The sequence below is a fragment of the Paenibacillus sp. FSL K6-1318 genome, from assembly GCF_037976905.1.
Lineage (GTDB): Bacteria > Bacillota > Bacilli > Paenibacillales > Paenibacillaceae > Paenibacillus > Paenibacillus amylolyticus_A.
On the sequence record NZ_CP150270.1, the window covers coordinates 1,197,510 to 1,211,892 of the forward strand.

A 14,383-nucleotide genomic window follows, 5' to 3' on the forward strand; every position below is an offset into this window, starting at 1 on the left:
ACATGGGGGTTTCAGAGCTTTTTTACATAAGGATCTGCGGGCAAAACTTGGCGTGTTTCAATCCATTCGTGTTACGTCATTCTTTTACCTACAGTTTATATTCAACCTATAGAATTGCTACAATGGAGAAAAGTGAGGATCGATCGTTGTCGGAATGGAGGTATGGATATGAGCATCGCGAAGCGCTGGACAGGAAGCCTATATCAGGAGGCATTGCGAACAGAGGATTGCGGGCCGCGTTTTTACGCGTACTACTATAAGCAATGGGACAACTATCGTATGTCCTATCACCATCATGATTCGACGGAGATCATGTATATTATTTCGGGAATGTGCCGGGTGGATGTGCAGATGTCGGATGGGAGTTCGGAGCAGACCGTTTTGAAAAAAGGGCAGTTCATTATGCTCGACGCAGGTGTCCCGCACCGTTTGCTGGTGGAAGATAGCGTGCCTTGCCGGATGCTCAATGTGGAGTTTGGATTCTCAAACTCACCTCCTGGACAGTTATCGATCCGCCAGCTCGCGCAGGAAGAGAAAGAAGTCCATAATCTACTCACTAATGCTTCGCCATATCTGGTTCTGCCTGACCCGGAAGAGGTGTATCACATTATGAAAAGTCTGGTGCTGGAACTCGATCAGCGCGGTCTGCTGGAGCAAGGAAGATCGAACATGCCGATGAAGGTCATTCCGCCAGAGGAGAGGTTGCAGCACCGCGAAGCCCGGAATCTAAAGTCCCCTGAACAGGGCATGCTGGTGCGTACATTGTTCATCCAGTTGCTGGTTCGTGTTGCGCGTTTGCGAGGAGAAATGAACCGAAGTGCATCAGATCAGGCGGAGTTGTATGTAAAACGAACCATTGAATTCATGCATCACAATATGGATCGCAACATTCAGATGAAGGATATCGCGGCAGCCGTCAATCTGCATCCGGGCTATTTACATCGCATTTTTCGTCAGCACACGCAGCGGACACCGACCGAATACCTGACGATGCTTCGCATGGAGAAGGCCAAGATGCTTCTTCAGCAGACGAATATTCCGATTTCGGAAATCTCTGACTATGTTGGAGTAGGCAGTCGTCAGTATTTTCATATGTTGTTCAAGAAGACGACGGGCATGACTCCGGTTGAATATCGTTCCTCCATGGAACGACATGTCAGTCAGTACCCGCCGGATGAGTGATTCGATTGCAGTTATTTCGAATACAACTGGATTATTAGAGCTAGTGCGTAAAAGTTAGGATTTTTGACAACAAGACCTTGAACAGGTCATGATTTTGATAACGCTTCCCCTTTTACCGTTGGTACAATGATTTCATGAATAGAGTCATTAACCGAAGCAAAAGATTCGGATTAGGGGAGGACATAGGCATGTCGTTTAAAGTGGCGTTTATCGGGGCAGGAAGTATCGGATTTACACGGGGTTTGCTAAGGGATTTGCTCACGGTACCGGAGTTTAACAACATTGAAATTGCGTTCTGCGATATTAGCCAGCACAATCTGGACATGGTGACTGAGCTGTGTCAGCGGGATATCCGTGAGAATGGATTGAATATTCAGATTCAGCCAACAACGGATCGGAAAGAAGCGTTGAAAGATGCGAAGTACGTACTGTGTACGATTCGTGTTGGGGGACTGGAAGCATTTGCAACCGATGTGGATATTCCACTGAAATATGGGGTAGATCAATGTGTTGGCGATACGCTGTGTGCAGGCGGCATTATGTACGGGCAACGGGGAATCGCCGAGATGCTGGACATCTGCAAAGATATTCGTGAACAGAGCGCACCGGACGTGCTGCTCTTGAACTATTCCAATCCGATGGCGATGCTCACATGGGCTTGCAACAAGTACGGCGGTGTGCGGACGATCGGATTGTGTCATGGCGTACAGCATGGTCATCATCAGATTGCGGAAGCTTTTGGCTTGAAAAAGAGTGAAGTGGATATTATCTGTGCCGGCATCAACCATCAGACATGGTATATTCAGGCTTCTCATGAGGGCAAAGACCTTACAGGTGATCTGCTCGAAGCCTTCGAGAAACATCCGGAGTACAGCCGCACCGAGAAAGTGCGGATTGATATGCTGCGCCGCTTTGGGTACTACAGTACGGAATCGAATGGTCACCTGAGTGAATATGTGCCGTGGTACCGCAAACGTCCGGAGGAGATCAACGACTGGATCGACCTCGGCAACTGGATCAACGGAGAGACGGGTGGCTATTTGCGTGTGTGTACCGAGGGGCGCAACTGGTTCGAGACTGATTTTCCAAACTGGATGAAGGATGAACCGATGCAATTCATTCCGGAAAAACGGGGCGAGGAGCACGGTTCGTATATTATCGAGGGACTGGAGACCGGACGCGTCTATCGCGGACATTTCAATACAGTCAATAATGGAGTCATCTCGAACCTGCCAGACGATGCAATCATAGAAGCACCGGGATATGTGGATCGCAACGGCATCTCCATGCCACATGTAGGCGATCTGCCACTTGGACCGGCTGCGGTATGTAATGTGAGCATTTCCGTGCAACGTCTTGCCGTTGAAGCAGCGGTGAACGGGGACGACAAGTTACTTCGTCAGGCGTTCATGATGGACCCGCTCGTGGGTGCTGTATGTAATCCAAAAGAGATCTGGCAGATGGTCGACGAGATGCTGGTTGCTCAGGCCCAGTGGCTGCCGCAGTACGGAGATGCGATTGCTGCCGCAGAAGCAAGACTTGCTGCGGGCAATCTTATTCCAACGAAGGAATATGAAGGTGCTGCACGTCTCAAGGTGAAAACCGTTGAAGAGATGCAGCAGGATCGCGATGCTGCCAACAAAAACGCGGGAGAATCCGATAAAGGGAAAGATCGCGAGAAAGTGCAGCAATAGTGTTGAGAGTTACTGTTGATTAGATATAGAGATCATAGAAACATCAGAAAATAGGAAAAGGCCAGATTCTCCAGACGGAGAGTTGGCCTTTTTCTACATGGAGCGCATCAATTCGTTTCCTTGATCTGTACACTAGTTAGCGAACCTTCCTAATATCTTCCAGACGGAGATAAAGGGTTAAAGGTTGCTTTGCTCGTTAAGGATGTACTACACGATGCATATTACCTTTACAGACATAGTAATATGTTTTATAGTATACGCAGGATTGAAGAAAGTCGGTGAAACTCGCAGATGGATGTGCAAGTGATTAACAGTGATCTGATTCGGGGCAATATTGACCCCATCATTCTGAGTGTACTAATACCCGCGGATAACTATGGCTACAGCATTATTAAGGAAATCTATCGCAAGAGCGGAGAGCAATTTGAACTGAAGGAACCTACGCTTTATTCCAGTTTGAAGAGGCTAGAGAAGAGTGGATATGTGGAATCCTACTGGGGGGAAGAAACACAGGGAGGACGACGCAAATATTACCGAATAACAGTGCAAGGTCTTGAAGCATATAGAGAGCAGGTTCTAGCTTGGCAGGCAGCCAAGACACTGATTGATTGCATGATTGTATCCGAGGAAAAAGGAGAAGAAAACCTATGAGATTGGAAGTTCGCATCACTCGCCATATCAATCGTTTGTTCGCTCATGCACAAGATACATTGGACAATCGGGAATTAAAAGAAGAGATTCACAGCAATCTGTCTGCGCGAATTGACGATTATACCTCGCAGGGGATGAGCGAAGAGAAGGCGTTCCAGACAGCCATTCAGCATATCGCTGGTATGGATCAGGTGATGAGTGACCATCGAAAGGTGCAACGGGTTCCTTACTGGACATCGTTGTTACAGTCTACCTTGATTTATAGCCTCATAGCTTGGATCATTACCATTCCAATGAGAGTGCTGATGCAGGGCTCCGCCATAAACAACCTGCTTATGATCGTGAGTCTTATTGTTGGTGGGACGTATGTAGTGTATATGTTGATCAACAGGGGGGACGATCCAGCATCTTCGGTGAAAACCACGGTTATTCGAACCCCTGTCTTAATCCAGTGGAATCGCAGAATTTGGTGGTTGTGGGTGGCATTTATACTCGTGTTGTGGGGAACGCAGGCGGCGTTGCAATTCGGAAGCAACATCTGGTTTAATCGCCCCATTCACGTGGATGGACCTTATCAGTTTGCTATGATGGCCATTACCTTTGCCATACCGTTACTGAGTATTATTATTCCTTTGGTGGTGCACCGGGCGTATCGAATCGTTAGCAAGTATGAAGTGAGTGTGCAATATGAGGATTAGGAACAGATGGATTATAACACTTGTTGTGTTGGGGATTATTGGCTTAGTGATTGTTGAGGGCTTCGTTAATCCGACGATCGAGGCGAAGCAGGATCAGTATGAAGCAGAGCAGCAGAATCCGCTGACTCATGATTTTGCCGTTTTGGCGAAGTATCGCAGTCCATACATGGGTGATAATTCAAACCTTAGTCATCTGAATCAGGCTTTGCCTCTGCGTGAAAAATTGAATGGTTACCGATTATATCCAGAAACGTTTACGGCTCAAGTGAATTACAGCATGGATACTCGTGAGATGAACGCAGAGGAACTTGAACGGATACTCGTATATAACGCGGTTACGAACTTTGTTATGATCGATAATCTGCAGACGGTCGTCTACCAGTTTGAGAATACCAGCCAGACCTTGAGACGTGAATCTGCCCAACAATGGACAGGTACAGAATTAAAGGAGCTTCAGAACCCGGAGCTATGGAATTCGACTGTACGCGAGAAGCTGGTGGAACCGGCACAAGTGAAAGAGGCTTTTTCACAGATTGTTGACAATTAAGATGCATGAAATAGAAGGAAATAGGCAAGAGACTCGACTCTTCTCCCTTGCTATGTTATTATAAGTCTCTGATAACGTGGTAACGAACTAAAGCGTTAGGGTTTTGGTTATAGACATGGAGGGGTTCGAGAGATGAGAAAAAAAGCGATTCTACTGTTATTCATTAGTATATGTGTATTAATTGTGGCTGGTTGTTCCAGTTCCGCAAGCAAAGACGATAACACAATTGTTGTAGGAATTGATGACAAGTTTGCTCCAATGGGTTTCCGGGACGAGCAGAATGAAATTGTTGGTTTTGATATTGATTACGCAAGAGCTGCAGCGGAGAAAATGGGTAAAGAAATCACATTTCAGCCAATCGACTGGTCTTCCAAAGAATCAGAGCTGAACAGTGGCCGTATCGATATGATCTGGAACGGGTACACCATTACGGATGAGCGCAAAGAGAAAGTGCTCTTCACGAAGCCGTATCTGGAAAACAGTCAGGTCGCTATTACCTTGGCAGACTCGCCAATCACAAAGCTGGATGAACTTGATGGTAAAAATGTGGGATTGCAGGCGCTGTCCTCCGCGGCAGATGCACTGGCAGCAAGCCCCCTGAAGGATAAAGTGAAAGCTTCTGAATTTAAGGATAACGTGCTTGCACTGACGGATCTGAAGACAAAACGTCTGGATGCGGTCATCATTGATGAAGTGGTAGCGAGATACTACATGTCCAAAGAAGAGGGAACATTCAAACTGATGGATGAATCTCTTGCACCGGAGCAATATGGTATTGGTATCAAAAAAGGCAATGAAGAGCTTCTGAATCAGCTGCAAAAAGCGCTGGATGAGTTGAATGCAGACGGAACAGCGGCTAAGATCTCGACTCAATGGTTGGGTGAAGATAAGGTTCTGAAATAGGCAGGTTACACACCTGATATATAGTTAGAAACAAAACGGACCCCGTATTCCATGCTGGAGCGATTTATGCTTCGGAGGAATGCGGGGTTAACAGATTAGAGGAGACAAAACAATGAGTTGGGATTATCTATTGACCATTTTAAAACCGATGCTAGAGGGTGCGCAGACCACCATTTTCATGTTCTTGCTAGCGATCGTGTTATCTGTACCGCTTGGATTTGCGGTCACGCTTGCGATGAGAAGCCAGATTAAACCACTGGCATGGATTGCCCATACGTATGTATACGTGATGCGAGGAACACCGCTACTGCTCCAAATTCTATTCTTCTGCTTCGGTTTACCGTTGCTTCCGGTGATTGGAGAGTATCTGGTGTTTGATCGTTTTGTTGCGGCAGGGATTGCGTTCATCTTGAACTATGCGGCGTACTTCGCTGAAATCTTCAGGGGCGGACTGCTTTCCATTGATAAAGGTCAACATGAGGCAGCGAAGGTACTGGGGTTAACAAAGTGGCAAACGATGACCAAAGTCATTATTCCTCAGATGATTCGTGTAGTATTGCCCGCAACGGCCAATGAGTCCATTACGCTCATCAAGGATACGGCACTGCTCTATGCCGTGGCTGTGCCTGAGCTGTTGTATTACGCCCAAGCGGCGGTAAATCGCGACATAAAGCTGTTACCTTTCTTTGTGGCGGCGGTTATGTATCTGCTCATGACACTCGTACTCACCGTGCTGTTCAAGGCACTGGAGAAGCGGTTTTCATTTGAATAAATTAAATCTGATCGATTAAAGGACTGTCTGCATATGACACATATAATAGAAGTAAATCAGTTGAGAAAATCATTCGGTACACTTGATGTGCTGAAGCAGGTATCCTTCAACGTGGAACCAGGCGAAGTAATTGCCGTCATCGGGCCTTCGGGTTCGGGTAAAAGTACGATGCTGCGCAGCCTGATTCATCTGGAGGATATTTCGGGCGGAACGATTCGCATTCAAGATCAGACGTTGGTCGATAATGGCCGTTACGCGGGTGCCGCAGATATTCGCAAGATGACGGATCGCATGGGTATGGTATTCCAGCATTTCAACTTGTTCCCGCATCTGACTGTACAAGCTAATCTGGAACTCGCACCGAAGACTTTGAAAAAAGAAAGCTCAAGCGTCATTCGGTACCGCAGTCTGGAATTACTCGGCAAAGTAGGGCTGTCGGACAAGGCCGATGCCTATCCGGCCAATCTGTCCGGTGGACAGAAACAGCGTGTAGCCATCGCTCGTGCACTGATGATGCAGCCAGACATTCTCCTGTTCGATGAGCCGACATCAGCGCTCGATCCGGAGCTGACTGGGGAAGTGTTACGCGTAATTAAGCAACTGGCACAGGAAAAAATGACGATGATGATCGTCACGCATGAAATGGGCTTCGCCCGTGACGTTGCGGATCGTGTATTTTTCATGGATAACGGAGAGATCGCAGAGTCGGGTCCACCAGAACAGATCTTTGGCAATCCGAAGCTTGCTCGTACCCGGACATTTTTGCAGCGGGTGGAAGTGGAAGGATAGAAGAAACTTCAAATCTAAGAAATGTGGAAAGAGCGCAATCCTATGAGTAATAAGGGAGTGCGTTCTTTTTTTAATAATAGCTTATGCCCACAGGTATGTATTCCAGATCATCAATACCAGGGTCAACACGATATAAGTTACTACATTCCAACGTGTTCGCATTCGATAAGTGGTGTAACTCATGATTCCAAACAAAACAATACTAAAACATAATACAGCTACATTATTTCGATAAAGAGCAATAAGTAGAAGCATCACAATCATAAGGATATTCATTACTTTATCGATTTTCATCTGAGCTAATCCCCCAATGTAATCCAGAAAAGTACTACCATAATAATATCTGTATGTAAGAGGTATTGTTTATTTGTATCATCACAGTGAAAAACGGGTTCTAAACTTGATATTCTTGAAGTACAATGTGTAAGCTTACGCTTCAATTATGTGTCCAGGATGATGGAATTAAAATAAATCTAATAAAAACTCATAATTTACAAAATGTGGAGTTATCTTTTCCTATTAATCGATTATAATGAACATACTTAATAAATAGGGAGGATTTACCTTGGGACATCGCGAGAATGATGTGAATCGTTATTATAACGACACACTTCCACCACCACCTTATGTAGCACCAGCCAAGACCAATAGCAAGTCGATTGTATCACTAGTTTTGGGGATTCTGTCCCTTACCATTCCTTACTTGGGATTCTTAATCGGAATCGTCGCTATCATATTTGCATCTTTAGCTTTCAAAGAAATCAGAATTCGTATGGAGCAAGGAAAAGGATTAGCCATTGCTGGTCTGGTATGTGGAATCATAGGCACAGCAATTTATACAGTCCTTATAGTGCTCTTTCTATTTGTTACCATGATTTTTGTTGGCGCTGATTCTTACTCTACATACTAGGAATATAAAGTTAGCAGACGTAGATTGTATCTCAAACTAAAAAAGCAAAGGCATACCTTAGCCAACACCTCTGTTGTCCAGAAGAGGGTAGAGCATAGGTGAACGCCTTTGCTTTTTATTTTACATTTCTACAGGTGAATTGCGACTTCACTGCTGAAACTTTCGTTCTCCGTGGTGCGGTGCATCAGGAAATATGTTAAGGTTCCTCCGAGACCAATCACAGCGAAGATACACAGAATGCCGATCTGATCCCAAGCCACACCGAACTGTCCACTTGAGATGACTGCTTTATAACCCGTTACCGAATAGGTCATAGGCAGCCATGGGTTGAATACTTTCAGCCAATTTGGAATCAGTTCGAGCGGGAAGGTACCCGCGCTGGTCGTAAGCTGGAAGATCAGCATCAGAATCGCGAGGAAACGACCCGGATTCTCCAGCCAAGTTACCAGTGCCTGAATGATGTACATGAAGCTTAGGCTGGTAACAAAGCTGAACAAGAGGAACAATGGAACGCTCTGAACATTCAGACCCAAGCCATACAAGACCAGCCATGAAGCAAGCAGGGACTGTACAGCACTCATGAGCGTGAAAGCCAGCGTTTTACTCACAAAACGATTCCAGCCACTTGCCTCGCTAACCGTACTGCCGCGTGTTGGCACAACCAATGTCGCAATCAATGCCCCGACAAACAGCCCGAGGGACAGGAAATATGGCGAGAATCCTGTACCGTAGTTAGGTACCTCATTATATTTATGCTCATCGACTTGAACAGGCTCTGCATACATGGTTACCAGTTCATCGGTCTTTTTCACACTACCCGTCTGTTCAGCCGCTTCATTCAGCTTGGTGGCAAGTTCGCCAGAGCCGTCTGTTAGCTTAAAAGTACCTTCTTTTAACTGAACAGCACCGTCATCCAGCTTATGTGAGCCAGCTACAAGGGTTGAGATGCCTTCTGTAAGCTGGCTTACACCAGCAACCAGCTTGCCTGCACCAGCATTCAATTGACCTGAACCATCCGCAAGTTTGGCTCCTCCAGTGGCTGCTTCGGATAATTTGGAATTGAATTGTTGTAAACTAGTTACAAGCTTTTCTTGTCCAGCGGATAACTGTGTAGCTCCTTGCACCAGTTGTTGTTCACCCACTACCAACTGGCTGCTGCCTTGATGCAGTTGTTGCTGTACAGCATATAGGTTTTGGCTGCCTGCGACTAATTGCTGTCCGCCTTGATACAGTTGTTCGCTGCCAGTGGCTACAGCCTGACTTGCTGCCAGGAGTTGCTGCACGGCAGGACTTGCGGCAAGTTCCGGGCTGGCTTCAGCTAATTGGGCGAGCCCTTGTGCAACCGCTTTGGCACCCTCGCTAACTTTGGCGCTACCCTCAACAGAACTTTGCAGCCCAGCAGTCAGTTTCGCACTGCCTTCCTCGGAAGCCGCAAGTCCTGCATCCAGCTTAGCTGCGCCTTCCTGAGCAGACTGAAGCCCAGCCTGTAGCTGTTTGCTACCTGTCTCAGCCTGGGCTGCTCCATCACTTAGCTTCGTGCCTGCTGCCGCCAATTGGGACAGCCCATTCGACAGGGTATTGGCTCCTGTATGAAGATCGCCTATGCCCTGAGCGAGTGTAGACGTACCTTCTTTTAACGGAACTACTCCCGTTTCGAGTTTGTCTGTGCCAGTAGCCAGCTTGGACAGGTTCTCTTTTAAGGTGGCAGTACCCTCATCCAGCTTGATGGCACCATTATGAATCTGGCCTGCGCCATCCCCGGCATCCGCCAGACCGCCAGAGATTTTTTCGACCTGATCCAATAACGTTTCGGTGTACGATTCTGTGACTTTGGCAGCGACTTTGGAGCGAATTTGTTTGACCGCCGTGCCGCCAATCTGACCCGCGAGGAAGTTGTATCCTTCATTGGGTTCATAGATCAGGTCTGCCGGCTCAGGGTGCTCATCCATAAGGGTTGTTGCTTTGGAGGAAAAGTCCTCCGGAATAACAATCGTCATATAATACGTGTTGTCTTCCATGCCTTGATCTGCTTGTTCACGAGTGACGAATTGCCAGTCGAAATCATCACTTTTTTTCAATTCATCGACCAGATTCTGACCGACCTCCAGTGATTTGTCGTTGTAGACTGCACCCTGATCCGTGTTGACCACGGCCACAGGTAACTCATTCATTTTGCCATAGGGGTCCCAGAATGCATTCAGGAACAGGCCACTATACAGCACCGGAATGAACAGTACAACGAGAATCGGAATAAATACTTTTGGTTTCTTGAAGGCGGACTTCAGATCCTGCTCAAATACGTGGAATGATTTCATTATGTTCGCTCCCTATCCTTACGCTAATCCGTTCGTTCTATCTCTATTAGGTTGTGAAGCTAGTGGCACGCTGTACTCTAAGTGGGGGATAAGCCATTCTTGAGAAAGAGGCCCACAAAATCCTTGATCTGATCCTTGTGCAGAGTAGGATGCGCTTTGTTCCAATCCGAGGTTAAGGTGACATACAGCTTCAGCAGGACAAAAGAAACCAGCTTGGGATCATCCCTGCGAATCTGCTCTAACTCCATGGCACGGCTGACCTGACGCTCCAGATATTCGAGAATGGCTGTCTCGACCTTCTGCAAACCTTCCTTGGCTTGCGGCGTACCGAACTCGTTGACCTCCTGAAAGAGCTTGATTAACAGTTCATGTTCCTCCCGGTACTCCAGCAAAGAATCCATACTCATATGCACGTTATCCAGAAAGGAGTTCTCTTCCTTCACCGTCTGCTCTGTAATCTGTCTCATATCCGCAATAATTGAGCGCAGAATCTCGCTGAACAGTTCTTCTTTATTTTCGAAAAAAGTATAGATCGTTCCCTTGCCCACATTGGCAAGTCTCGCAACCTGCTCCATCGTTGTGGCCTTGTAGCCAAACAGGGCAAAGGATTTCTCGGCAGAGTCCATCACCTGTTGCCTTCGATCTATCGTTTTCATGGCATATGCACCTCCTTGTGGGTTGAAAGGATAATGGTAAGGTAAACCTCGGGTTGACCGACTTACTATTATGGTCAGTTGGTCGTTGATAACTGTAGCACTTGAACAGGGGAAGTGGATGTGATCATTGTCATGGTATGGATGGGGGATGGAAAGCGGATCAAGGGGCAGGGGATATTTCTCAAAATATATTTTTGAAAATAAAAGGCATGTGTGATAACCATATTATTGGTCATCACACATGCCTTTGTGGATATAGCAGATATGTTAGATGTCTTGTTATCTTTAATATTCACTGGTCAAATAGGATGGATTAATCGTGTATTCCTCCACCTGTATTAGTAGCCCATACAGGATACCATCCTTTAACTATATTCTTTGTATTATACAAAACTAGATTTCCATCATTTTGCATGATTAGCAGGTCACCCACAAGATTTTCAGGTACATTTCCCGGGCCATACCACGCATTGGCCCACGCCTGATTGTCGGATGTCCAGTAGGGAGTATTGCTATAGTCCGTCAATTTCAGTCTTCCGTTATATTGATCTATAACAAGCATAACAACTCTGCGTTCCTTGAGATTGGTGCTCCAAATCAAAGTGTTTTTTTTTACATTTCTCAACTCAACGTCACCTTGCACATTGAAATTGAATAAATATCTAGAATTGTCCGATAATAACCTTGTTGTAAAGGTCATGTTCTCAGAAACCGTAAGTCTTTCTTGGAACGCAAATGTTGTTGAGGAAAAAGGGAGAAGCAGTAGGAACATAGCTAAACTGAGCAAAAGTGTCTTTTTCATGATATCCTCTTTTCTGGTTTTATTTGCTAAATGTAGAGTAACTATATCATAGTAAAGTTTTAAAATATATTATTATTTCCATAAATAAAAATAAATTGAATTTATAGAAAATGAAACTTTCAAAGAGAAGGACAGACGATGACAGCAACCAGATAATCGGGTGAGTATGAACTCCATCAATCCAGCCTGGTATTCGGAAAAGTTAAAATAACACTCACGTCAGAACAGGTTCAACATTTATCAATTAATGAGGTTGTTCTTGTTCTAAATGCTGAATTCCGATCCGAACAATCCGGCTATAATGACGAGAAAAAGATGATTATAAGTGGAGAAGACATACTGTTTATACAAGTAGATGTTGATCAAAAGGAATAAAACAAAACAACTGATAACAACAAAAAACCAAGGCATCGAGTTGTAATCGCTCATGAGCCTTGGTTTTTTGTTGGCATTACATGTATTGCGCTAACGATGTTTCAACGTTATCTTAGACTTCCTTTACCTTGAAGAACGAGATTAACTCCTGCAACTGCTCGGATACTTCCGCCAGTTCGTCGGAGGCGCTGACGATTGAAGCCATGGAGGCTTCTTGTTCAGCAACGGATTGCTCGATGCGTTTCGTGCTGTTCGCCGCCTTGCTGACATTTGCGGATAATTCATCCGCGGTAGCGGACATTTCCTGAGTGCTTGCAGAGATCTCTTCGGTAGAGCTGGAGATATCCTGAATCTGGTTTGCAACTTTATTCGTCGCATTCAGAATGTTTTCGAAGAATACGCCAGTCTCTTGCGTAACTTCCAAACCTTTCGATACTTCCTTAGAACCTAGCTGCATGGCTTCGGCTGACTGCATGATATCCCGTTGAATTTCTTCTATTAACTGTCGGATTTGCTTCGCTGATTCTTGGGATTGCTCTGCCAGATTACGTACCTCGCCTGCAACCACGGCAAAACCTCTTCCTTCTTCACCTGCACGAGCTGCCTCAATGGAAGCGTTGAGTGCCAGCAAATTGGTCTGTCCGGCAATCTCCGTGATGAGGTTGACAATGTTGCTAATCTGGTTCGAGTTATTTTCCAAAGACTGGATCGAGTTTGACGTATTTTGCACTGCACCTGAGATCAGACGCATCTGCTCAATAACTTGCTGCATTACCACATTACCTGTACTGGAGCGTTGCTCCATACTGAGCGCTTCGTCAGCCACATCGGCTGAACTACTCGCAATCGTCTGCACTACCGTTGACATCTCAGTCATGGCGCGTGCGTTCTCCACGGTGGCTTTGTCCTGAGATACCAAGCCAGTGGATATTTCACGAATGTTATTGCTGATGGATTGAATATTATCGTTGTTTTTCGCTGATATCTCCAATAGCTGTTTGGACGAATTCGAGAGGTGATTGGATGTGCTTTGCACCTTGAACATCGTCGTGTTAAATCGCTCGATCATGGCATTGAACTTCTCGTTGATGATACCCAGATCATCCCGGCCTGTTTGAATGGTTACATTCAGATTACCTGTGCTGACTTCTTCGATACCTTTCATCAGATTGCGTATTGGCAGCAACGTTCTTTTTAACAAAATAAATTGCAACACCATGAACAGGATCAGGAAACCGACAAGGAACATCAATCCGTACGTAAGCAATTCATTAAGTCCTTTTGGAACGGCACTTGCATCGACATCGAAGAATAGAGCAGCGTACATGGAGCCATCTGCGTTATTAATCGGATAGATTAGTGTAGTCCAAGTTCCGTACTCATCCGTGTAAAAATCACTGAAGGCAGGTTCTCCGTCCTCTTTCATCTGTTCCAGCACCACAACGTTATTCTCGGGCAGCGGGTACATGGCACCTGCGGGCAGATTACCTTCCTCGAATGGTTGCAACAGGTTCGTTGGAATCGCGATGATGGACGTGCCATTTCCTTGCTCAAGTTCTGAACCGAAAATGTACGCCTGTGCGATGTTTGGATAGAACTCATGAATGGAATCGAGATAAGCTTTCATTTCCTGCTGTACAGGACCGGTGTAGCTTTTTTCACTGGCGGCTTGAGCGACTTTGGCCGTGTCCAGATCATCGTACCATTTCTGGGTGATGACGGTGGCCTGGTCGTGCAACTGTTCAACTAGAATGTTCTTTTGCAGCTGGTAAGCCGCGGTAATCAGGATAATACCAATTAAGGTGATGCTACCGAACGAGATCACCAGATTTTTAACAAAGAAAGGCATGGTACTCCAGCGAAGCTTATTAAACAAGGTTGTTCACTCCTTCTACGATTGTGACAAAGGACTTATCCTGGGCGTTGTACACGCTATGTAATTGTGGATCAAATGCTGTAGAATCGTTTCCTATTATATTGTGGCTAATCAAATTCTCTTTTGCTTCTGAAAAGCTTTTTTATCATGTCTTTTAATATTCACGTATATGAACTCCAGGTAAGTTCACTCCTTAGTTATATCGTTATTTCG

Annotated in this window: 13 protein-coding genes; 9 read left to right on the forward strand and 4 right to left on the reverse strand. The window is 45.7% G+C overall.

Going from position 1 to position 14,383, the window contains the following annotated elements; translation table 11 throughout:
- The first annotated feature begins 168 nt into the window (after positions 1–168).
- From NYE45_RS05180 to NYE45_RS05220, 9 genes are all read left to right on the forward strand, one after another.
- The gene (locus NYE45_RS05180; RefSeq protein ID WP_340017310.1) at positions 169–1,182 is read left to right on the forward strand and encodes an AraC family transcriptional regulator; all 1,014 of its coding nucleotides are present in this window, start codon (positions 169–171) and stop codon (positions 1,180–1,182) included.
- A 188-nt stretch (positions 1,183–1,370) separates the two neighbouring features.
- Entirely contained in the window at positions 1,371–2,876 is a 1,506-nt protein-coding gene (locus tag NYE45_RS05185) for an alpha-glucosidase/alpha-galactosidase (protein ID WP_340015894.1), read from the forward strand.
- A 291-nt stretch (positions 2,877–3,167) separates the two neighbouring features.
- Positions 3,168–3,527 (forward strand): PadR family transcriptional regulator, encoded by a 360-nt coding sequence (locus NYE45_RS05190; protein ID WP_340015895.1) that lies wholly within the window; start codon positions 3,168–3,170, stop codon positions 3,525–3,527.
- A complete protein-coding gene (locus tag NYE45_RS05195; RefSeq protein ID WP_340015896.1) occupies positions 3,524–4,225 on the forward strand; it encodes a permease prefix domain 1-containing protein in 702 nt (233 codons plus the stop codon). Before NYE45_RS05190 ends, NYE45_RS05195 begins: the two co-directional genes overlap by 4 nt.
- A 28-nt stretch (positions 4,226–4,253) precedes the next feature.
- Entirely contained in the window at positions 4,254–4,772 is a 519-nt protein-coding gene (locus NYE45_RS05200; protein ID WP_340015897.1) for a DUF4825 domain-containing protein, read from the forward strand.
- A 132-nt stretch (positions 4,773–4,904) separates the two neighbouring features.
- Positions 4,905–5,675 (forward strand): amino acid ABC transporter substrate-binding protein, encoded by a 771-nt coding sequence (locus tag NYE45_RS05205; RefSeq protein ID WP_036606344.1) that lies wholly within the window; start codon positions 4,905–4,907, stop codon positions 5,673–5,675.
- Between the two features lie 112 nt (positions 5,676–5,787).
- Positions 5,788–6,447, forward strand: a complete 660-nt coding sequence (locus NYE45_RS05210) for an amino acid ABC transporter permease (protein WP_339189478.1) — start codon at positions 5,788–5,790, stop codon at positions 6,445–6,447.
- A 33-nt stretch (positions 6,448–6,480) separates the two neighbouring features.
- Positions 6,481–7,236 carry an amino acid ABC transporter ATP-binding protein gene (locus tag NYE45_RS05215; protein ID WP_340015898.1) on the forward strand — a complete coding sequence of 252 codons (756 nt, stop codon included), beginning with the start codon at positions 6,481–6,483 and terminating at the stop codon, positions 7,234–7,236.
- Between the two features lie 565 nt (positions 7,237–7,801).
- Positions 7,802–8,146, forward strand: coding sequence for a DUF4190 domain-containing protein (locus NYE45_RS05220; RefSeq protein ID WP_340015899.1), 345 nt, complete (start codon positions 7,802–7,804; stop codon positions 8,144–8,146).
- A 128-nt stretch (positions 8,147–8,274) separates the two neighbouring features.
- Here NYE45_RS05220 and NYE45_RS05225 read toward each other — a convergent pair whose 3' ends face one another.
- The 4 genes from NYE45_RS05225 to NYE45_RS05240 all read right to left on the reverse strand — a co-directional run bounded on the left by NYE45_RS05225 (position 8,275) and on the right by NYE45_RS05240 (position 14,143).
- Positions 8,275–10,461, reverse strand: coding sequence for a YhgE/Pip domain-containing protein (locus tag NYE45_RS05225; protein WP_340015900.1), 2,187 nt, complete (start codon positions 10,459–10,461; stop codon positions 8,275–8,277).
- A gap of 77 nt (positions 10,462–10,538) precedes the next feature.
- Positions 10,539–11,117, reverse strand: coding sequence for a TetR/AcrR family transcriptional regulator (locus NYE45_RS05230; RefSeq protein ID WP_062837398.1), 579 nt, complete (start codon positions 11,115–11,117; stop codon positions 10,539–10,541).
- 313 nt (positions 11,118–11,430) lie between these two features.
- Complete coding sequence (locus tag NYE45_RS05235) at positions 11,431–11,919, reverse strand: hypothetical protein (protein ID WP_340015901.1); 489 nt, start codon at positions 11,917–11,919, stop codon at positions 11,431–11,433.
- 487 nt (positions 11,920–12,406) lie between these two features.
- On the reverse strand, positions 12,407–14,143 hold the full coding sequence (locus NYE45_RS05240; RefSeq protein WP_340017311.1) for a HAMP domain-containing methyl-accepting chemotaxis protein: 1,737 nt from the start codon (positions 14,141–14,143) through the stop codon (positions 12,407–12,409).
- Positions 14,144–14,383: the final 240 nt, after the last annotated feature.